This is a genomic window from Microbacterium sp. NPDC089696, assembly GCF_044749125.1.
Taxonomy (GTDB): domain Bacteria; phylum Actinomycetota; class Actinomycetes; order Actinomycetales; family Microbacteriaceae; genus Microbacterium.
In genome coordinates, this window is record NZ_JBIVHF010000001.1 from 1,172,905 (window position 1) to 1,193,064 (window position 20,160).

15 protein-coding genes are annotated in these 20,160 nt (G+C 69.6%); 6 read left to right on the forward strand and 9 right to left on the reverse strand.

The genetic code is table 11. The features are described from left to right. Positions 1-92 precede the first annotated feature (92 nt). The 4 genes from ACIPY8_RS05810 to ACIPY8_RS05825 all read left to right on the forward strand — a co-directional run bounded on the left by ACIPY8_RS05810 (position 93) and on the right by ACIPY8_RS05825 (position 6,127). Positions 93-1,583, forward strand: a complete 1,491-nt coding sequence (locus tag ACIPY8_RS05810; protein ID WP_400815962.1) for a DNA-3-methyladenine glycosylase 2 family protein — start codon at positions 93-95, stop codon at positions 1,581-1,583. Then, the gene (locus ACIPY8_RS05815) at positions 1,580-2,080 is read left to right on the forward strand and encodes a methylated-DNA--[protein]-cysteine S-methyltransferase (RefSeq protein ID WP_400815964.1); all 501 of its coding nucleotides are present in this window, start codon (positions 1,580-1,582) and stop codon (positions 2,078-2,080) included. The genes ACIPY8_RS05810 and ACIPY8_RS05815 overlap by 4 nt, the downstream gene beginning before the upstream one ends. Before the next feature lie 304 nt (positions 2,081-2,384). Continuing rightward, on the forward strand, positions 2,385-4,316 hold the full coding sequence (locus ACIPY8_RS05820) for an ABC transporter ATP-binding protein (protein WP_400815966.1): 1,932 nt from the start codon (positions 2,385-2,387) through the stop codon (positions 4,314-4,316). Continuing rightward, positions 4,313-6,127, forward strand: coding sequence for an ABC transporter ATP-binding protein (locus tag ACIPY8_RS05825; protein ID WP_400815969.1), 1,815 nt, complete (start codon positions 4,313-4,315; stop codon positions 6,125-6,127). The genes ACIPY8_RS05820 and ACIPY8_RS05825 overlap by 4 nt, the downstream gene beginning before the upstream one ends. Before the next feature lie 109 nt (positions 6,128-6,236). Here ACIPY8_RS05825 and ACIPY8_RS05830 read toward each other — a convergent pair whose 3' ends face one another. Next, on the reverse strand, positions 6,237-7,085 hold the full coding sequence (locus ACIPY8_RS05830) for an endonuclease domain-containing protein (protein WP_400815972.1): 849 nt from the start codon (positions 7,083-7,085) through the stop codon (positions 6,237-6,239). 307 nt (positions 7,086-7,392) lie between these two features. Here ACIPY8_RS05830 and ACIPY8_RS05835 point away from each other — a divergent pair, with 307 nt between their 5' ends. Then, positions 7,393-8,193 (forward strand): hypothetical protein, encoded by an 801-nt coding sequence (locus ACIPY8_RS05835; RefSeq protein ID WP_400815975.1) that lies wholly within the window; start codon positions 7,393-7,395, stop codon positions 8,191-8,193. 22 nt (positions 8,194-8,215) lie between these two features. Here the strand turns inward: ACIPY8_RS05835 and ACIPY8_RS05840 are convergent, their stop codons facing one another. The 7 genes from ACIPY8_RS05840 to ACIPY8_RS05870 form a co-directional block, all read right to left on the reverse strand. Further along, positions 8,216-9,652, reverse strand: a complete 1,437-nt coding sequence (locus ACIPY8_RS05840) for a GH1 family beta-glucosidase (RefSeq protein WP_400815978.1) — start codon at positions 9,650-9,652, stop codon at positions 8,216-8,218. Next, on the reverse strand, positions 9,649-11,880 hold the full coding sequence (gene yicI, locus ACIPY8_RS05845) for an alpha-xylosidase (protein WP_400815981.1): 2,232 nt from the start codon (positions 11,878-11,880) through the stop codon (positions 9,649-9,651). Before yicI ends, ACIPY8_RS05840 begins: the two co-directional genes overlap by 4 nt. Then, the gene (locus tag ACIPY8_RS05850) at positions 11,880-12,767 is read right to left on the reverse strand and encodes a carbohydrate ABC transporter permease (protein WP_400815983.1); all 888 of its coding nucleotides are present in this window, start codon (positions 12,765-12,767) and stop codon (positions 11,880-11,882) included. The genes yicI and ACIPY8_RS05850 overlap by 1 nt, the downstream gene beginning before the upstream one ends. Further along, positions 12,767-13,729, reverse strand: a complete 963-nt coding sequence (locus tag ACIPY8_RS05855) for a carbohydrate ABC transporter permease (RefSeq protein WP_400815985.1) — start codon at positions 13,727-13,729, stop codon at positions 12,767-12,769. The genes ACIPY8_RS05850 and ACIPY8_RS05855 overlap by 1 nt, the downstream gene beginning before the upstream one ends. Positions 13,730-13,782: 53 nt before the next feature. Then, on the reverse strand, positions 13,783-15,090 hold the full coding sequence (locus tag ACIPY8_RS05860) for an ABC transporter substrate-binding protein (RefSeq protein WP_400815988.1): 1,308 nt from the start codon (positions 15,088-15,090) through the stop codon (positions 13,783-13,785). Between the two features lie 124 nt (positions 15,091-15,214). Then, a complete protein-coding gene (locus tag ACIPY8_RS05865; protein ID WP_400815990.1) occupies positions 15,215-16,249 on the reverse strand; it encodes a LacI family DNA-binding transcriptional regulator in 1,035 nt (344 codons plus the stop codon). Between the two features lie 191 nt (positions 16,250-16,440). After that, complete coding sequence (locus tag ACIPY8_RS05870; RefSeq protein ID WP_400815993.1) at positions 16,441-16,899, reverse strand: GNAT family N-acetyltransferase; 459 nt, start codon at positions 16,897-16,899, stop codon at positions 16,441-16,443. Between the two features lie 122 nt (positions 16,900-17,021). On the opposite strand from ACIPY8_RS05870, the gene ACIPY8_RS05875 reads away from it, so the two are divergent. Further along, positions 17,022-19,241 (forward strand): NADP-dependent isocitrate dehydrogenase, encoded by a 2,220-nt coding sequence (locus ACIPY8_RS05875; protein ID WP_400815996.1) that lies wholly within the window; start codon positions 17,022-17,024, stop codon positions 19,239-19,241. A 54-nt stretch (positions 19,242-19,295) separates the two neighbouring features. Here ACIPY8_RS05875 and ACIPY8_RS05880 read toward each other — a convergent pair whose 3' ends face one another. Continuing rightward, positions 19,296-20,147: a patatin-like phospholipase family protein gene (locus tag ACIPY8_RS05880; protein WP_400815999.1), complete on the reverse strand. Its 852-nt coding sequence runs from the start codon at positions 20,145-20,147 to the stop codon at positions 19,296-19,298. Positions 20,148-20,160 lie beyond the last annotated feature (13 nt).

A 20,160-nucleotide genomic window follows, 5' to 3' on the forward strand; every position in this document is an offset into this window, starting at 1 on the left:
GCAGAGGGGGTGCCGACGGAGGTGCTCCGGCTCTCCACAGCCATGTCCGATTTCCGCCAGCCGGTGTCGGCGGTGCGTGACAGAGTGGAGTCATGAGCTTCCCGGTGATCGACTTCGACGAGCGGTATCGCGCGATCAGCGCGCGCGATACGCGGTTCGACGGACAGTTCGTCACGGCGGTCCGGTCGACGCGCATCTACTGCCGCCCGAGCTGCCCCGCACGCACGCCCAAGCCCGAGAACGTGACGTTCTACCCGACGAGCGCCGCAGCGCACGAGGCCGGCTACCGTGCCTGCAAGCGCTGCCTCCCCGAGGCGGCCCCGGGGTCTCCGGCATGGGATCTGCGCAGCGACGTCGCCGCACGCGCGATGCGCCTGATCTCCTCGGGCGTCGTCGAGCGCGAGGGGGTCTCGGGCCTCGCGATGCGTCTCGGCTATTCGACGCGACACCTCACCCGGCTGCTGTCGGCCGAGCTCGGGGCCGGGCCTCTCGCGCTCGCACGCGCCCACCGCGCGCACACGGCGCGCATGCTGCTCGTCGGCACCGATCTGGCGATCTCCGATGTGGCGTTCTCGGCCGGCTTCGCGAGCATCCGCCAGTGCAACGAGACGATCCGCGAGGTCTTCGGCCTGACCCCGGGGGAGCTCCGCGCACGCCGTCGTCTGCCCGCGTCCGCAGCGCCGGGGGCGATCGACCTCGTGCTGCCGTACCGCGGACCGCTCGACGCTTCGGGCGTGTTCCAGTGGATGGCGGCGCGGGCCGTGTCCGGCGTCGAGGAGACCGCGGCGACCTCGTTCGCCCGTCACCTGCGCATGAGCGGCGGCCCGGCCTGGTTCGAGGTGAGCCAGGACGCGGGTGAGCGGCTGCATCTGCGCGCGCGGGTGACGCAGCTCGGCGACCTGGCCCCGCTCGTCTCGACCGTGCGTCGCATCTTCGACCTGGATGCCGACCCGCTCGCGATCGATCAGGCGCTGAGCGCGCATCCGGAGCTGGCCCCTCTCGTCGCGCGCACCCCCGGCATCCGTGTTCCGGGCGCCGCCGATCCTCACGAGATGCTGATCCGCGCGATGATCGGACAGCAGATCACGGTGGTCGCGGCGCGCACCGCCTTGACCGCGCTCACGGATGCTCTCGGCGAGCGCATCGACGGGGGGATGCTGTTCCCCACGATGGCGGCGATCGCCGAGCACGGCGCGGAGGTCCTGCGCGGTCCGGCCGCCCGGATCCGCGCGGTCGTGGGAGCCGCGGGTGCTCTGGCCGACGGCTCGCTGCGTCTGACGGTGGGCGACGACGGCGGCGAGCAGCGCGCGGCGCTCCTCGCGATGCCGGGCATCGGACCGTGGACGGCCGACTACGTGCGCATGCGCGTGCTGGGCGACCCCGACATCCTGCTGCCCGGCGATGTCGCGCTCCGTGCGGGAGCGGCCGCGTCGGGGCTCCCCGCGGAGCCGGTACCGCTCACGGCGTGGGCCGAGCGCGCGGCACCGTGGCGCAGCTACCTCAGCGCTCACCTCTGGCGTGCCGCTCCCGTGCGCGGCCCTCGTCCCACCGCTTCCGCCATCGTCACGAAGGAGACATCATGACCGCTCTCATCCAGACCATCGACACTCCTGACGGACCTTTCACGATCCTCGTCGACGAGCGGCAGCGCGTGCTGTCGTCGGGCTGGACGGCCGACCCGGTCGCGATCCTCGAACGCCTCGCGGCTGCATACCGTCCCGATGACGTGGTCGACGGCGAGACGGATGCCGCGGCCGTCGCGCTCGCGTACTACGGAGGAGACGTCACGGCGATCGACGCGGTCGCCGTGAAGCAGACCGGCACCGCCCTGCAGCACGCGGGGTGGGCGGCGCTGCGGGAGATCACCCCGGGAAGCCCGCTCACGTACACGTCGTTCGCCGCGCGCCTCGACAACCCACGGGCCGTGCGAGCGGCGGCGTCGATCTGCGCGCGCAACGCCCCCGCGCTGTTCGTGCCCTGCCACCGCGTGCTGCGGTCCGACGGGACGCTGGGGGGCTTCGCCTGGGGTCTCGACGTCAAGGAGAGCCTGCTGGCGCGGGAGGCGACCGCGCTGTTCTGAGGACTCGATGGCGCGGATCGGGAATGAGTCTTGCGTTCAGCCTGTTCACAGGAATAGGCTGGTGGGCTGTCGCGCCGACCGGACGACACCGCCGAGCCCCTGAGGAGGACACCATGACATCGATCGCCATCGTGCAGATCGCCGCTCTCGGCTCGACCCCGGCGCGTCCGCTCCACTAGAGCCCACGCCCCGCTCGGACACGAGCCCCGCGCACTCTCGCATCGGATGCCGGACTCCCGGAGAGTCCTGTCGCGCGTCCGACCCGTTCAGCAACCGCTTTCCATACGAAACTCATCTGAGAGACATGTCTTCCTCGCCTTCATCGTCGAACAGCTCCCCGTCGTCCACCCTCTCCACCCCGGCCGCGCTCTGGCGCCTCAAGCCGTTCGTGAAGCCCGTCATCTGGCGGCTCGCGGGCGGTGCGCTCAGCGCGCTCGCCGCCGCGGTCATCGCCCTGATGATCCCGATCGTCCTCGAGCAGATCATCCGCGGACCGGTCCAGACCGGCGCGGTCGACGCGATCGTGTGGGGCGCGCTCGCCGTGTTCGGTCTCGCCCTCGGCGAGGCTCTCATGGTGTGGCTGCGCCGTCAGTTCGTGCTCAACCCCTCGACCCAGGTCGAGTACTCGATGCGCACCGAGCTGTACTCCCGCCTGCAGACCCTGCCCGTGGCGTTCCACGACCGCTGGCAGTCGGGCCAGCTCCTGAGCCGCATGATGCAGGACATCGGCCTGATCCGCCGCTGGCTCGCGTTCGGCCTCGTGCTGCTCGTCGTCAACGTCCTGACGATCGTGATCGGCGCGGTGCTGCTGTTCCGCTGGCACTGGTTGCTCGGCACGATCTTCATCGTCACCGCGATCCCGCTGTGGATCCGCGGCTACCTGTTCGAGAAGCGCTACGGCGCGCTCACGCGCCGCAGCCAGGACCAGGCCGGCGACCTCGCGACCAGCGTCGAGGAGAGCGTGCACGGCATCCGGGTGCTCAAGGCCTTCGGCCGCGGTACGCATGCGCTGAGCCGGTTCAGCCGTCAGGCCGAGACGCTGCGCGAGACCGAGATGAGCAAGGCCGGCGCGATCGCGTCGATCTGGTTCTGGCTCGACCTCATGCCGCAGATCGCGTTCGGTCTGAGCCTCATGTCGGGCATCTGGCTCATCTCGCAGGGCGCGATCGAGCTCCCCGAGCTGTTCGCCTTCTTCGCGATGGCCACGGTGCTGCGCTGGCCGATCGAGTCGATCGGCTTCCTCTTCTCGTTCATGCTCGACGCGCGCACCGCGACCGACCGCGTGTTCGACATCTTCTCCGAGACGAACACCATCACCGACCCGGAGAACCCGGTGCACATCGAGAACCCGCGCGGCGAGCTCGCGTTCGAGGGCGCGCACTTCCGCTACCAGGACGCGGGCGCGCACGAGCGTGACCTGCTCGACGGCATCGACCTCGTGCTGCGGCCGGGCGAGACCATGGCTCTCGTGGGTCTGACGGGAAGCGGCAAGACCACGCTCACCACGCTGCCGACGCGACTGTACGACGTGACCGGCGGACGGGTGACGCTCGACGGCGTGGACGTGCGCGACCTGCCTCTCGCAGAGCTGCGCCAGCACATCGCCATGGCGTTCGAGGACGCGACGCTGTTCTCGGCATCCGTGCGGGAGAACGTGCTCCTCGGCCGCGCCGACCTCGACGTGCACAGCGACGAGGCCGAGCGCGTGCTCCGCGAGGCGCTCGACGTCGCCCAGGCCGCGTTCGTGGATTCGCTCCCCGAGGGCGTCGAGACGATCATCGGCGAAGAGGGGCTCAGCCTGTCCGGCGGACAGCGCCAGCGACTCGCCCTCGCCCGAGCGGTGGCGGCGAACCCGAAGGTGCTCGTGCTCGACGACCCGCTGTCGGCGCTCGACGTCGACACCGAAGCGCTCGTCGAGGAGGCCCTGCGGCACGTGCTCGCCGACACCACGGCGATGATCGTCGCGCACCGTCCCTCGACCGTCGCGCTGGCGGATCGGGTCGCCCTGCTCGAGTCCGGGCGGGTGACCGCGGTCGGCACGCACTCCGAGCTCCTGAAGACGAGCAGGCACTACCGGCACGTCATCTCCAGCCTGGAGGCCGAGGAGGCGGCGCGCACCGGCGCGATCCCCGTCATCCGCGACGAGCAGGACGAGATCGACGAGGCTGTGCGCGAGGGCATCCGCGAGGACGCGGCCGACGAAGACATCACCATCGAGAAGGAGGTGCAGCGATGAGCTCCGCCATCACCGGAACGCAGGACGAAGACCGTTCCCGCTACACCCGCGAGGAGAGCCGCGCGATCCGTCGCCGCTCCCTGCGTCTGCTGGGCTCGCTCGTCCGGCCGCTGAAGCCGCAGATCGCGCTCGCGGCGGTCGTGCTCGTGATCTCCACGGCACTGCAGGTGTCGGGGCCGATCCTCATCAGCATCGGCCTCGACCGCGCCCTGCCGGCCGTGCTCGAACGCGCCGACTGGATGCCGACGTTCATGATCGGCGGGGTCTACCTGCTCGCCGGCGCCGTCGCCGCGACCATGATCGCCTGGTACGTGATCATCGCCGCGAAGCTGACGCAGGCGATCCTGCTCGACCTGCGCAAGCGGATCTTCCTGCACACGCAGCGGCTGAGCCTCGAGTTCCACGAGTCGTACACGTCCGGTCGCATCATCTCGCGTCAGACCAGCGACCTCGACTCGATCCGCGAACTGCTCGACGGCGGACTCAACGAGCTCGTGTCCGGCGTGCTGTTCGGCCTGTTCACGTTCATCGCGCTGTGCCTGTGGGACTGGCAGTCCGGACTCATCCTCGCCATCGGCGGCGTGCCGCTGTTCTTCCTGATGCGCTGGTTCTACTCGCGCTCGCAGCTCGTGTACCGCGAGTCGCGCGTGATCAGCGCGAAGGTGATCGTGCAGTTCGTCGAGACGATGACGGGCATCCGTGCGGTCAAGGCGTTCCGCAAGGAGCCCCGCAACGACAAGGCGTTCCAGGAGATCGCGGGCGACTACCGCGACGTCAACCGCCGCTCGATGCTGCTGTTCGGCACGTTCGAGCCCGGGCTCATGGGGGTCGCCGCGCTCGTGCTCGGCATCGTCGTCCTGTGGGGCGGCATCCGTGTCTCGACCGACGCCCTCACGGTCGGCGTGCTGCTGTCCGCCGTGCTGTACGTGCGGAACTTCTTCGCTCCCATGCAGGAGATCGCGATGTTCCTCAACTCGTACCAGTCGGCCACGGCCGCGCTCGAGAAGGTCTCGGGCGTGCTCGAGGAGGTGCCGACGGTGCCGGACCCCGCTAAGCCCGTCGACCTGTGGGAGTCTCGCGGCCACATCCGCTTCGATGAGGTCACCTTCGGGTACAACGGCGAGAAGACGATCCTCCCGAACTTCTCGCTCGACATTCCTGCGGGGCAGACCATCGCGCTCGTGGGGACGACCGGTGCCGGAAAATCGACGCTCGCGAAGCTCATCTCGCGCTTCTACGACCCGTCGCTCGGCACCGTCACCCTCGACGGCGTCGACCTGCGCGACCTGCACCCGAAGGATCTCCGCCGCGCGATCGTCATGGTCACGCAGGAGGCGTACCTGTTCAGCGGGACCGTCGCCGACAACATCGCCCTGGGAAAGCCGGACGCCTCGCTCGACGAGATCCGTGCGGCGGCGCGGGCGGTGGGAGCGGATGCCTTCATCGAGGCGCTGCCCGACGGGTACGGCACCGACGTCAACAAGCGCGGCGGTCGGGTGTCGGCGGGACAGCGGCAGCTGATCTCGTTCGCGCGCGCGTTCCTCGCCGACCCGGCGGTGCTGATCCTCGACGAGGCGACCGCATCGCTCGACATCCCCTCGGAGCGCCTCATCCAGGACGCCCTGCAGACGCTGCTCAAGGACCGCACCGCGATCATCATCGCGCACCGTCTCTCGACGGTCGCGATCGCCGACCGTGTGCTGGTCATGGAGCACGGCGAGATCATCGAGGACGACAGCCCGGACGCGCTGATCGGCGGCACGGGCAAGTTCGCACAGCTGCACGCCGCGTGGCAGGAGACGCTCGTCTAGGCGGTTCACCCCGCGCGTTCGCTCAACTTCTGCGGCCAGCGGCAACTTCTGCGGCCACAGCCTGGCGCTGTGGCCGCAGAAGTTGCGTAGGGCCGCAGAACTGCGGGAGCTAGCGCCGTGCGGACGGAGCGAGATGGAGTCCGCGGGCCACCGCAGCGACGATGATGCGCTCGACCTCCTCCCACCGGTGCACGATCTGTGCGTAGGTGATCCGGAGTACCGTGTAGCCGCGCAATCGGAGCTCGGCGTCGTGGGCGACGTCGGAAGTGCGCTGAGCGGCCGACGAGTGATGGGCGAAACCGTCGATCTGGATGACGAGGTGAGAACCGATCACGAGGTCGACCCGGTGGCCCGCGAGGCGGACCTGCTGGCGTACGGGGAGGCCCCACCCGCTCAGCCTCACCACCACGATCGTCTCCAGACCGGAATCCGATTTCCCGTCGACTTCGTCGGCGAGGGCACGCGCTCGGGGATCGCGCCATCGCACCAGGCGAAGCGCCTCGAGATCGAGGGACTCGACCCGTATCGCGGACTCCCACATCGCCCGTGCATCCTCGCGCGAGTAGCAGGTGGCCATGTGCGCGAGCGCGTCTTCCACTGACGCGGTGAGCACCCGAGACCCGCGATCGACCAGCGGCTCGCCCCAATGCAGGACGGTGTCATCGCGCACGCGACGCGCATTCGGCCCCACCTGCAGGTGAACGGCGGGCTCAGCATCGGGGGGCACCCACCATCCGCGATGCCGGGCCAGCGAGACGCAGCTCAGGCGTCCGGATGCCGATGCCGCCGTGACGAGATCCTTCGGAGCGGAGTCGAGGGCCACCCACTGCGCCCGCACTCGCCGCACCGCACCGCTGCGAATCGCCGCACGGACGTGATGCGGCGAGAAACCGTGCTCTGCGGCATCCGCACGGTGGGCGATGCCGCCGCGGGATGTGATCCATTCGGTGAGGTGCATCGGTCCAGGATGGGGGCGTGAGCGCCGCCGTGGAGACCCGAGTGCCGTGATCGGTGCAGAACCGCTCGACGATCACTGTGGTGGAGAGGAGGTCGTCGGATAAGTTTCGCGGCGGAGGTGAACTTCTGCGGCCACCCGGTGCCCTCATGGCCGCAGAAGTTGCGCGGGGCCGCAGAAGTTCGGGAAGGGAAGGGAGAAGGTGGGAGGGGGAGGGGACAGGGGAGAGGAGGACAGGGGGGAGGGGACAGGGAGGGGGAGGGGAGAGGGCGCACAGGCGCCTCACGCGGGTACTGGGTAGCATCGAAGCATGGACCCGCTGCTGCTCGTCGCCGAGTGGTGGTGGCTCGCGCCCGTGGCTGCGGGCGGGGTCACGGCGGGCGCGATCACGATGCGGAGGCGCAGCATGAAGAGCGGCCGACGACTCGCCTACGACGCGGCACGGCACGAGCTGCGGCAGGCCCAGCAGCACGCGGTGGAACGGCGCATGGCGGCGAAGCTCGCACGGGCCGAGTACGCGCGCATCGTCGCCGAACGCAGCGCCCGGCGGGCGACGCCCGAGCAGGTCGCCGGCGCCAAGCGGATGCTGCGCGAGAAGGAGAACGACGCGAAGGCCGCTGTCGCCGACGTCCGCGCCAAGCAGGTGCGGGTGAGCGCGGCGAGGGCGGCGATCCCCGCGGCATCCGCTCCTCGTCCGCTCGAGCGCCTGCAGGCCGAGCACGAGGCGATCACGGCACGCTGGATGCGGTACGAGACGGATGCCGCGCTGCAGATCGCCTACCCTGCGATGTCGGATGTGAAGCAGCCGGCCACCGCGGCGTACCTGCGCGCCGCCGGTCACGCGGTCGATGCGCGCTACGCCGCGACGGCCAGCGCCACTCCGGCGGAGTACGCGGCGTACCGTGACGCCGTGGCCGAACTGGAGCGCGCGTTCGAGGCGGCGGAGCACGCGGCCCGGGTGCAGGCGGGCGAGGCTCCCGCGACGGCGACCTGGCAGGACGCCGCGCAGGACATGCTCAGCCGTTCAGCCGACGCCATCGACCGCGCAGCGGGGGCCGCGGCGTCGGCGCTCGCCGCCTGGACCGAGCGCAAGCGCCCGAAGAACGACTGACGCCGACGCCCGGCCTGCCCGCTCAGCCCTCGATGGTCCGGGTGCGCACGAGGTTCCGGTACCAGTGCCCGGAGTCCTTCACGGTGCGCTCGAGGGTGTCGAAGTCGACGCGCACGATGCCGAAGCGCTTGGCGTAGCCGTAGCCCCACTCGAAGTTGTCGAGCAGCGACCACACGAAGTACCCCCGCAGATCGACGCCCCGGTGGATCGCCCGGTACGCGGCGGTGAAGTGCCGGCGCAGGTAGTCGGTGCGCTCGGGATCGGGCACGCTGCCGTCCTCGGCGACCTCGTCGTCGAACGCCGCGCCGTTCTCGGTCACCATGAGCGCCTGCTCGGGAAACTGCTCCGAGAGCGAGACGAGCAGCTCCTCCAGGCCCTCGGGGGCGATGTTCCACCCCATCGCGGTGTACGGTCCCGGCTGCTCGACGAACTCGACGAGCTGATCGCTGCCGGGCCACGCGGTCCCGCCATCGGCTCCCTTGTGCCCGTCGTTCTGCTGCTTCTCCGAGACGCCGTCCCACAGCCGCACGGTCGCGGTGGAGTAGTAGTTCACTCCGAGCACGTCGATCGGCTGATGCACGGTCTCGAGGTCGCCGTCGTGGACGAAGGACCAGTCGGTGATCGCGGCGGTGTCGGCGAGCAGGTCGGCGGGGTACTCGCCGCGCAGCATCGGACCCGTGAAGGCGCGGTTCGCGAGCGCATCGATGCGGCGCATGGCCTCCGCCGCACCGTCGCCCTGGCCGCGCAGCACGTGGAAGTTCAGCGTGACCGAGTAGTCGGGGTCGCCGGTCGACGTGGCGCGCAGCGCCTGGACGGCACGTCCGTGCGCGAGGTTGAGGTGGTGTACGGCCGACAGGGCGGATGCCGGTTCGTGGCGCCCCGGAGCATGGCCTCCCTGGCCGTAGCCGAGGTACGCCGAGCACCAGGGCTCGTTCAGCGTCGTCCACGTGTGCACCCGGTCGCCGAGAGCTGTGCCCATGATCTCGGCGTAGCGTTCGAAGGCGTCGGTCGTGGCGCGGGAGGTCCAGCCCCCGGCATCCTCCAGGTACTGCGGCAGGTCCCAGTGGTAGAGCGTCGCGACCGGACGGATGCCGCGTTCGAGCAGTCCGTCGACGAGCCGCGAGTAGAAGTCCACGCCGGCGCGGTTCACGTCGCCGGATGCGGTGGGGACGATGCGCGGCCACGCGATCGAGAACCGGTACGCCTGCAGGCCCAGATCGACCATGAGGTCGAGGTCCTCCTCGGTGCGGTGGTAGTGGTCGCACGCGACGTCCCCGGTGTCGCCGTTCCAGACCTTGCCGGGGGTGCGGCTGAACGTGTCCCAGATCGACGGCGTGCGGCCGTCCTCCGCCGCCGCGCCCTCGATCTGGTAGGACGCGGTCGCCGACCCGAAGGTGAAGCCCTCCGGCAGGACGAGCCCCGAGCCGCGATAGTCGTCGGCCGGTCCGAGTGCGCTCATGCGGTCACCTCCGAGAGGTCGATGTCGTAGCGCTGCGCCACGCCGTCGGGGGTCGTGACGGTCACGGATGCCGCACCCGTGCCGCCGGGGAACACGCGGATGCGCAGCCCCTCGTGGTAGTCGTAGTCCGGTCGGTCGGTGCGGGCGCCCCAGGGCAGCGCCGTGCCGGGGCGCACATACAGCGGCAGCGAGTCGAAGCCGTGCGTCTCGCGCCGCCATCCGCCACCGACCACGGTCTCTCCCGTGAGCAGCGAGGTCCACTCGCCCTCCGGCAGATAGAACTCGACCGAGCCGTCCGCCGTGAACACCGGTGCGACGAGCAGGTCGCCGCCGAGCATGTACTGCCGATCCAGGTACCCCGCCGCGGGGTCGTCGGGGAACTCCAGCGCCATCGGCCGCATGAGCGGGATGCCGGTGCGCGCCGCCTCGAGACCCTGCTGGTACAAGTACGGCATGATCTGCATCTTGAGGTGGGTGAACCGACGCGTGACGTCGACCGCCTCCTCGTCGAACGCCCACGGCACGCGGTACGAGCTCGAGCCGTGGAAGCGCGAGTGCGAACCGAGCAGGCCGAACGCCGTCCAGCGCTTGAAGACGCCCGCGTCGGGGGTGCCCTCGAAGCCCCCGATGTCGTGGCTCCAGAATGCGAACCCGCTGAGCGCGAGCGAGAGCCCGCCGCGCAGGGTCTCGGCCATCGACGCGTAGGTCGAGGTCGAGTCGCCACCCCAGTGCACGGGCATGCTCTGTCCGCCGGCGGTGGCCGAGCGCGCGAACAGCACGGCGTCGTCGGCGCCTCGGGCCTCGGTCAGCACATCGTGCACGGCCCGATTGTAGAGGTCTGTGTACAGATTGTGCATCCGTACGGGATCGGAGCCATCGGCCCACACCACCTCGGTGGGGATGCGCTCGCCGAAGTCGGTCTTGAAGCAGTCGACGCCCTGGTCGAGCAGCGCGCGCAGCTTCCCCTGGTACCAGGCGGTCGCCTCCGGGTTCGTGAAGTCGACGAGTCCCATGCCGGCCTGCCACAGGTCCCACTGCCAGACGGAGCCGTCCGCGCGACGCACGAGGAAGCCCTGGTCGGCGGCCTCGCGGAAGAGCGGGGAGCGCTGCCCGATGTACGGGTTGATCCACACGCACACGCGCAGATCCTTGTCGTGCAGGCGCGACAGCATCCCCTGGGGGTCGGGGAACGTGCGCGGGTCCCATTCGAAGTCGCACCAGTTGAACTCGCGCATCCAGAAGCAGTCGAAGTGGAACACCGAGACCGGCAGCTCCCTGGCCGCCATCTCGTCGATGAAGGAGTTCACGGTCTGCTCGTCGTAGTCGGTCGTGAAGCTCGTCGACAGCCACAGCCCGTACGACCATGCGGGCACGACAGGCGGCCGCCCCGTGAGGGCCGTGTACCGCGTCAGCACGTCCTTCGGCGTGGGGCCGGCGATCACGAAGTACTCGAGCACTTCTCCGGTGACCGAGAACTGCACGCGTTCGACGGACTCGGAGCCGATCTCGTACGAGACATGGCCGGGATCGTTCACGAGCACGCCGTAGCCGCGGTTCGAGAGGTGGAAGGGGATGCTCTTGTAGGCCTGCTCGCTCGAGGTGCCGCCGTCGGCGTTCCAGATGTCGACGGACTGCCCGTTCTTCACGAGCGGGCCGAAGCGCTCGCCGAGGCCGTACACGAGCTCGCCCACGCCCAGGTCGAGCTGCTCGTGCACGAAGGCCGTCGCGCTGGCCGGGGAGCCGCCCTGGCGGGCGTTGTCGACGATGCCGGCGTCGACCTGCGCGTCGGACGCGAGGCGGATGTATCCCTGCGCCTTGTGGCCGCTGCCGGTGACGCGGCGTCCGTCGACCTCGAAAGAGAGGTCCCAGGGGGCGCCCGGTGCGATGCGGGCGGTCAGCCCTCCGGCATCCAGCACGCCTCCGTCCTCGGTGAACGAGGCGCGGGCCGACCCCGAGCCCGCGCCGGGGAGCGCGAACCCGCCGTGCCAGCGCGCACCCTCGTGGTGGGCGATGCGCACGCGGATCACGCCCTCCGCGGGGGAGGAGAGGGTCGTGGTCAGCACGGGGCGGTTGAGCGTGTCGCCGCGCTTGGTGATGACCATGGTCGGGGCGGTCACGACGATGCCGGGACCGTCGGGGGTCGTGATCTCGGCGATGTCGTAGGCCTCCTGCGCATACAGCGCCGTGACGCCTGGTCGCAGTTGCCAGAACCCGTCGGTGAACTTCATTACTTGACTGCTCCTGCCGTGATGCCGCGTGTCAGCGTGCGCTGGAAGATGAGGAAGAAGATGAGCGTGGGGATGATGCCCAGCAGGGCGGACGCGCTCGTGGTGGTGACGTCCATCAGGCGGTCGCCCTGCAGCACGCTGATCGCGACGGGGACCGTCTGGTTCGCGTTGGACGCGAGGAACGTCAGCGGGATGAGGAACTCGTTCCATGTCCAGATGAAGAAGAAGATGAGAAGCACCGACAGGGTCGGGCAGCTGATCGGGAACACGACGCGCCACAGGATCTGCCAGCGGTTCGCGCCGTCGAGGGATGCGGCTTCGAGCACCTCCTTCGGGAAGGTCCCGTAGACGGACGACAGCAGGTAGGTGCCGAAGGCCGCCTGGATCACCGTGAACACGATGATCACCGACCACACGTTGTCGTACAGGCCGACCGACTTGAACATGTAGTACAGCGGGTAGAGCAGCGCCTCCTGGGGGAGGAGGTTCGCGAGCAGGAAGAGCAGCACGATCCACGAGCGGCCCCGCACGCGGCCGATGCCGATCGCGAAGGCGTTGAGCATCGAGATCACGACCGCGAGCACGGCGACGATCCCGGAGATGAAGATCGAGTTCCAGACCTTCTCGGGGAAGTTCACCCTCTCCCAGAACTTGATGATCCCGCCGAAGTCGAGCGTCTCGGGGAACGCGAGCGGACCCGAGGTCGCATAGTCGACGGGCGACTTGAACGAGTTCACGAGCACGAGATAGAACGGCGCGATCACGAGCAGTGCGCCGATCACGACGAGCGCGAGCAGCAGCCAGTCGACGGGACGCTTCTTGGTCATGCCGCCGCGGACGCGGGCCTTCGCGGGCCTGCCGGTGACGATGGCGGTGGTGGCGTGCATCACAGACCCGCCCTTTCCTTGCGCTCGAGCGAGTTCTGCACCCGGATGAAGATGATCGACACGATGACCACGACGATCGTGAGCACGGTCGCGATGGTGGCGCCGTAGCCGACGTTCCGCTTCGTGAAGAACTCCTGATAGGCGTAGTACGCGGGGACGAGCGTCGAGCCGGCTGGCCCGCCGCGCGTGATGATGTACACGGGGCCGAAGACCTTGAGGGCGGCGATCGTGCAGGTGAGGGTCACGACGAAGATCTCGGGACGGATGATGCTCATCGTGATCGCCGAGAAGCGCTGGAACCAGTTCGCGCCGTCGAGCTCCGCGGCCTCGTACAGCTCCGGATCGACGCGCTGGAGCGCCGCCATGAAGACGACCACGGGGTAGCCGAGCTGCACCCACACCATGACGACCATGAGCACGATGAGCGCGGAGGGCATCTGGCCGAGCCAGTCGTACGCCGGGACGCCGAAGGCTCCGAGGATCTGGTTGAGGGCGCCGTCGCCTCCCGGTCGCACGATCCATCCGATCACGATGCCGGCGACCGCGATCGGGAGGATCTGCGGCAGGTAGTAGGTCGCCCGCAGGAAGCTGCCGACCTTGCCGCCGAACTTGCGGCCGACGACGTCGAAGAGCAGAGCGGCGACGATCAGGCCGACGACCGTCGGGACGACGACCATCGCGATGATCATCCACACCGAGTTGCCGAACGACGTCCAGAAGTCGCTGTCGGTGAGGATCTTCTGCCAGTTCTCGAGCCCGATGAACTCCGGCGTGCGCACGCCCTTCCACTTGGTGAAGGTGAGGTACACGTTCCAGATCAGCGGGACGATGACGACGACGAGCAGGAGCACGAAGCCGGGCAGCAGATAGGTCCAGTAGGCGCCGGTGCCCCCGCTGCGCTGCGGGATCGACGGCTGTTCGGGCGGCAGCTTGGTGCGGCCGGGGCGCGTGGCGAGTGACATGTTCTTCTCCAGGAGGATGCGGGGGCGACGCGGACGCCGCCCCCGCGGGTGGATCAACGGAATTCCGCTGTGCCCTCGTCGTACTGCTCGCCGAGGTTGGCGTCGGTCGTCTTCGCGTCCTGCGTGCCGGTGATGAGGCCCTGCAGCTCCTGCACGATCACGTCGTAGAAGCCGGGGGCGGGCCAGTCCGGGTAGAACGACAGACCGTCGGCGTCGAGCACGCCGTTGAACGTCTCGATCAGAGCGGCGCTCTTCTCGTCCGTGATGTCCGCCGTGTCGGCGGCGACGGGCAGACCGCCGTTGTTGCCGATGATGGCCTGGATCTCGGGACGCATCGTGATGTCGATGAACTGGTAGGCGAGGTCCTTGTTCGCGGCGTTCTCGGGAACGACCCACAGGTTGCCGGAGGAGCCGAGCGAGAGGTCGGCGCCCGGGAAGGCGTTCATGGTCCAGTCGAAGCCGGTCGCCTCGCTGACGAAACGGCCGAACCACCACGAGCCCGACACGAAGATCGGCGACGTGCCGTTGATGAACGAGACGCCCGCGTCCTCGGCCTTGACCGACGACACGTCGGAGGCGATGTAGCCCTTGTCGACGTACTCCTTGAGGGTCTCGGTCGCGGAGCTGATCTCCGGTCCCTGCCAGTCGACCTCGCCGTCGTACAGCTGGTAGGCGTCGACGAAGCTGCGGTCTCCCTCCATCAGCGCGAGCTGGTACCAGAGCTGTCCGAGCGGGTACTCGGCGCCGGCCTCGGCCAGCGGGGTCACGCCCTGCGCGACGAACGCGTCGAGCACGTCGACGAACTCGTCGTAGGTGGTCGGGATCTCGAGCCCCGCTGCGGCGAAGGCGTCCTGGTTGTAGTACACGCCGACGAACTCGCCGTAGTTCGGGATGCCGAACCACGTGTCGCCGCCCATGACGCCGTCCTCGGAGTACTTGGCGGTGGTCTGCAGCGAGGGGGCGAGCTTCTCGTCCCAGCCGTACTCGTCGACCGCGTCGGAGATGTCGGCGATCAGGCCGGTCGAGGCCAGGAAGCCGGCGGTCGCGTTGCCCTTGTTGAACTCCATGAGGTCGGGCGCGGCGTCGGTGTCGAGCACCTGGCTCGCGGTCTTCTGGATCTGCTCGAACGACTTCTCCTCGAACTCGACCGTCGCACCGGTCTCCTCCTCGAAGATCTCGATGGCCTCGGCCCACGCCTTGCCCATCGCGCTGTCCGCGCCCTCGTAGTGCCAGAGCTTCAGGGTCTGGCCGTCGCCGCCCTCGTCTCCTGATCCGGCGGTGCAGCCGCTGAGGGCGATGCCGGTCGCCGTCAGCGCGGCCAGGGCGGCCAGCGTCTTGGTCCTGCGGATGTTGCGTGCCATCGTCGGCACTCCTTTCTCGGTGGCCCTCGGGCCGGGACACATCTCTGGGTCGTGTTCAGTTGTGGGACGTTCAGATTGTCGAAGCGTTTCGACAAAACGCGAACGGAAGAGCGAGGGCGGTCGGCTACTCCCGTGCGGGGAGGACCGAACCGGCGGCGCGGTACTCGGGCGGGATCAGGTGGAGCCGAGGAGCGGGGCGGGGGGAGTCCAGGTGCGCGACGGCGAGATCGACCGCCAGCTCGCAGGACTGCTGGGGCACGAGCGGGATCGTGTCGATCGGCACCGGCAGCGTCGTGGTGTCGAACGACGCGGCGGCGGAGATCACGGACACGTCGTCGCCGACGCGGAGCCCGCGGGCGTCCAGCGTCTCGAGCAACGCCTCGTGCACGTCGCCCACGGCATGGACGAGGAACGCACGGTCGCCGCGATCGAGCGCCTCTCCGACGGCCGAGCGCACGGACCCGAGGTCGGTGACGGCGGCGCCGGTCGTCACGGTCGTGAGCGCCACCCCGCGATCGGCCGCGCGTTCCTCGACCCCCAGAAGCAGCCGGCGAGGGAAGTTCGACTTGGCGTACGACACCTCGGTCTGGCCCAGGAGCGTGACGGAGGTGTGCCCGGCGTCCGCGATCCGATCGACGGCCATGCGTCCGGCGGTCTCGAAGTCGAGGTCCACGCACGTGAGTCCCTCGGGGTCGTTCGGGATGCCGATGAAGACCGTGGGCGTGCGCACGGATCGGGCGATGTCCGCGCGCTCGTCGTCGGGGGCGACGTCCAGCACGAGGATCGCATCGGCGAGCCTGCTCGCGGCGACGCGGTTCATGCCGTCCGAGGTCTGCTCATCGGTGAGGAGCAGGATGTCGTAGCCACGTCGCCGTGCCGCGACGGCGGTCGCCAGCACGAACGCCATATGGGTGGGGGCGTGGGTGTCGGCGCGCAGCGGCTCCGTGAGGGCGAAGATGTGCGTGCGACGGCCCGCCAGCATCCGGGCGCCCGCATCGGGCTCGTAGCCGAGCGTGCGTGCAGCGTCCTCGATCCGCACTCGCGTCTTCTCGGAGACCGGGCGCTTGCCGCTGAGAGCGTAGGACACCGTGCTGATCGACACGCCGGCGGCCTCCGCCACCTCATGGATCGTCGTCATCGGGACTCCGTCGTCGCTCATCGGGTATTCGTCGAAGCGCTTCGAAAGCGCCTCGACAGCGATGATAGGCACGCGTCCCGGTCGAGCGCAACACTTTTGTGGTGCCTCGCAACAAATTCGTGACCGGGCGCGCGCCGTGCGCGGCCGACGTCGTCACTGTCAGGGCGACGAGGCCTCGATGGGGGAGGGGATTCGAGACCCCGCCGCCGGCTCTATGACGTGACGCGGATCTCGGCGATGACCTCGGAGTACTCGGTCTCGCCGACCGGCGTGAAGCCGACGCGGAGGAAGAAGGCCTCGGGGCCGTCTTCACCCGCTTCGTAGATGACGTTGACGTGGTCGACGCCGCGGGCGCGGGCCTCCTCGAGAAGGCTCTCGACCGCGAAGCGGCCGACGCCCTTGCCCTGACCCTCGGCATCGACGTTGACGCGCCACAGCACGGAGCGGAAGTGCTCCTCCGGCGCCTCGGAGTCGAAGTTGGCGCTCACGAACCCGACGACGTTGTCGCCGTCGAGTACGACCCGCTGCCACGAGGTCTGGGGGTTGATGACGGTCGCGGCGATGCCGTAGGACACCGGAGCGAGGAACTGCTCCTGTCCGGGCTTGAGCGACAGGTTGTTCACGGCGACGATCGTCGCGGCGGAGAGTTCGACCATGCGCAGTTCGGACATGATCTCAGGCTAACCCCTCCAGGCACCGCGCACCCAGGGTCGGGACGATTTCTCAGGCCGACGCAGCCCTCAGGTATCTTGGTATCGAGACAATTCTGCCCTCGCGAACGGAGAACCTCCCGGTGACCGACGACGCCATCATCTACACCTACACCGACGAGGCCCCGGCTCTCGCCACGGCTTCCTTCCTCCCGATCATCCAGGCCTTCACGGGCCAGGCGGGTATCGAGGTCGAGACCCGCGACATCTCGCTCGCCGGACGCATCCTCGCGGCCTTCCCGCAGAAGCTCGCCCCCGAGCAGCAGGTGGGCGACGCGCTCGCGGAGCTCGGCGGACTCGCCACGCTGCCCGAGGCGAACATCATCAAGCTGCCGAACATCTCGGCGTCGATCCCGCAGCTCAAGGGCGCCATCGCCGAACTGCAGGCGCAGGGCTACGACATCCCGGACTTCCCGGACGAGCCCTCCTCGCTCGAGGAGAAGGACGTCCGCGCGCGGTACGACCGCATCAAGGGATCCGCGGTCAACCCCGTGCTGCGCGAGGGCAACAGCGACCGTCGGGCCCCTCTCGCGGTGAAGAACTACGCCAAGAAGCACCCGCACCGCAACAAGCCCTTCGCCGAGGGCTCCAAGACGCGCGTCGCCACGCTCGGCCACGACGACTTCAAGCACAACGAGCGCTCGTGGGTCGCGGCCCACGACGACGTGCTGAGCTTCCGCCACACCGCCGAGGACGGCACGGTCACGGTGCTCAAGGAGGGGCTCAAGGTCCTGCCGCGCGAGATCATCGACGCGACGTTCCTCTCGGCCTCGCACCTCGACGCATTCCTCGCCGAGACTCTGGAGACGGCGAAGTCCGACGACGTCCTGTACTCCGTGCACCTCAAGGCCACGATGATGAAGGTCAGCGACCCGATCATCTTCGGTCACGTCGTGAAGGCGTTCTTCCGCGATGTGTTCGCGCAGTACGGCGACCAGCTCGCCGCGGCCGGGCTCAACGCGAACGACGGTCTCGGATCGATCCTCGCGGGCCTCGAGGGCATCGCGGGCGGCGACGAGATCGCCGCGGCGTTCGCCAAGGCCATCGCCGAGGGGCCGCGCCTCTCGTACGTGAACTCGGACAAGGGCATCACCAACCTGCACGTCCCGAGCGACGTGATCGTCGACGCCTCCATGCCCGCGCTCGTCCGCAACGGCGGCAAGCTCTGGGGCAAGGACGGCGGCGAGGCCGACACGCTCGCGGTGATCCCCGACTCCTCGTACGCGAGCGTCTACCAGGCCGTGATCGACGACGTCATCGCGAACGGTCCGCTCGACCCCGCGACCATCGGCACCGTCCCGAACGTCGGCCTCATGGCGCAGGCGGCCGAGGAGTACGGCAGCCACGACAAGACGTTCGAGATCGCGGCGGCGGGCACCGTGCAGGTGCTCGACGGCGAGGGGACCGTGCTCATCGAGCACGAGGTCGGCGCCGGCGACATCTGGCGTGCGACGCAGACCAAGCACATCCCGGTGATGGACTGGGTCAAGCTCGCGGTCGGACGAGCACGCGCGACCGGCGCCCCCGCGGTGTTCTGGCTCGACGCGAACCGCTCGCACGACGCGCAGATCATCGCGAAGGTGCACCAGGGCCTCGCGACGCTCGACACCAAGGGCCTGACCATCACGATCCTCGCTCCGGAGGAGGCCACGCGCTACACGCTCGCGCGCATGCGCCACGGCCTCGACACCATCTCGGTGACGGGCAACGTGCTGCGCGATTACCTCACCGACCTGTTCCCGATCCTCGAGGTCGGCACGAGCGCCAAGATGCTCTCGATCGTGCCGCTGCTCGCGGGCGGCGGCCTGTTCGAGACCGGTGCCGGCGGCTCCGCGCCCAAGCACGTGCAGCAGCTCGTGGAGCAGAACTACCTGCGCTGGGACTCGCTGGGCGAGTTCTTCGCGCTGGCGGCCTCGCTCGAGCACTTCGCCGACCGCACCGGCAACGAGAAGGCCCGCGTGCTGGCCGAGACGCTGGACGCCGCGACCGGTACGTTCCTCGAGGAGGACCGCTCGCCGGGGCGCGCGCTCGGCACGATCGACAACCGTGGCAGCCACTTCTACCTGGGCCTGTACTGGGCGCAGGAGCTCGCGAACCAGACGAAGGACGCCGAGCTCGCTGCGGCCTTCGCCCCGGTCGCGGCGTCGCTCGCCGAGAACGAGGAGAAGATCGTCTCCGAGCTGAACGCGGTGCAGGGCTCCGCGGTCGAGATCGGCGGCTACTACCGCCCGGACGACGCGCTCGTCGCGGCGATCATGCGCCCGTCCGCGACGCTCAACGGCATCGTCGACGCGCTGAGCTGACACGCGTGACAGGAGGGCCGGATGCTGCGCGCATCCGGCCCTCCGCCGTTCCGTTCACGTCCACAGGGCGCGCACGGTCGAGGCGAGCGCGCGCCCCTGGGCGAATCCTGCACGAGCCGCCGGCGTCCGGGACGCCGGATCCATGACGTTCTCGCCGAAGGCCGCGACGGCCTCGGCGTCGGGGAGCACGGTAGCGACGCGACTCCCGGCGACGCGCAGTGCGGCGACGTGGTCCTCCAGATGCGCGCCCCACTCCCGCGGGATCCGCGCACGGCCGCCGAAGGGCGAGAGCACGAGCACACGCTCGTACCCCTCTGCGAGGTCGGCGTTGTCCGAGTTCGCGCGGTAGCCGCCGTCGAGGTAGAACCCCTCGCCGATCGCGTAGGCCGTGCCGCTGGAGCAGCTCGCCGCCACGGCGTCGACGAGCGCGACCCCGCTGTCGCTGTCGAACAGCACCGGCTCGCCGGTACGGGCGTCGACTGCGGTCACCACGAACCGCTGCGCGGGCCACTCCGCGGGGGAAGGCAGCCGTGAGGCGACGATCGATCGCCAGCGATCCCGGACCGTCATGTCGGTCGAGCCCTCGAGCGCCATCGCCTCCGCGCCCAGGCGCCTGCGCATATCGGGGAGATTCCGTGACCCCGCGATGATCGCCGCGGTGCGCGCCCGGTGATCCACCGGCGGGGCGCCCCTTCGGCCCGGGGGCGGGGCTGACCCCGCATGAGCGTCGAGGATCTCCGCGAGCAGCGCCGCGGGGTCGCCGGTCGCGAGCTGCGCGGCGGCGGTGGAGCCGGCCGATGTGCCGACCACGAGGTCGACGTCGGTCGCGTCGACTCCGCCGTCGCGCAACCCGGCGACCACGCCGATCACCCAGGCGTTGCCCGCCGACCCGGCGCCGCCGAGCACGAGAGCGCGGCGA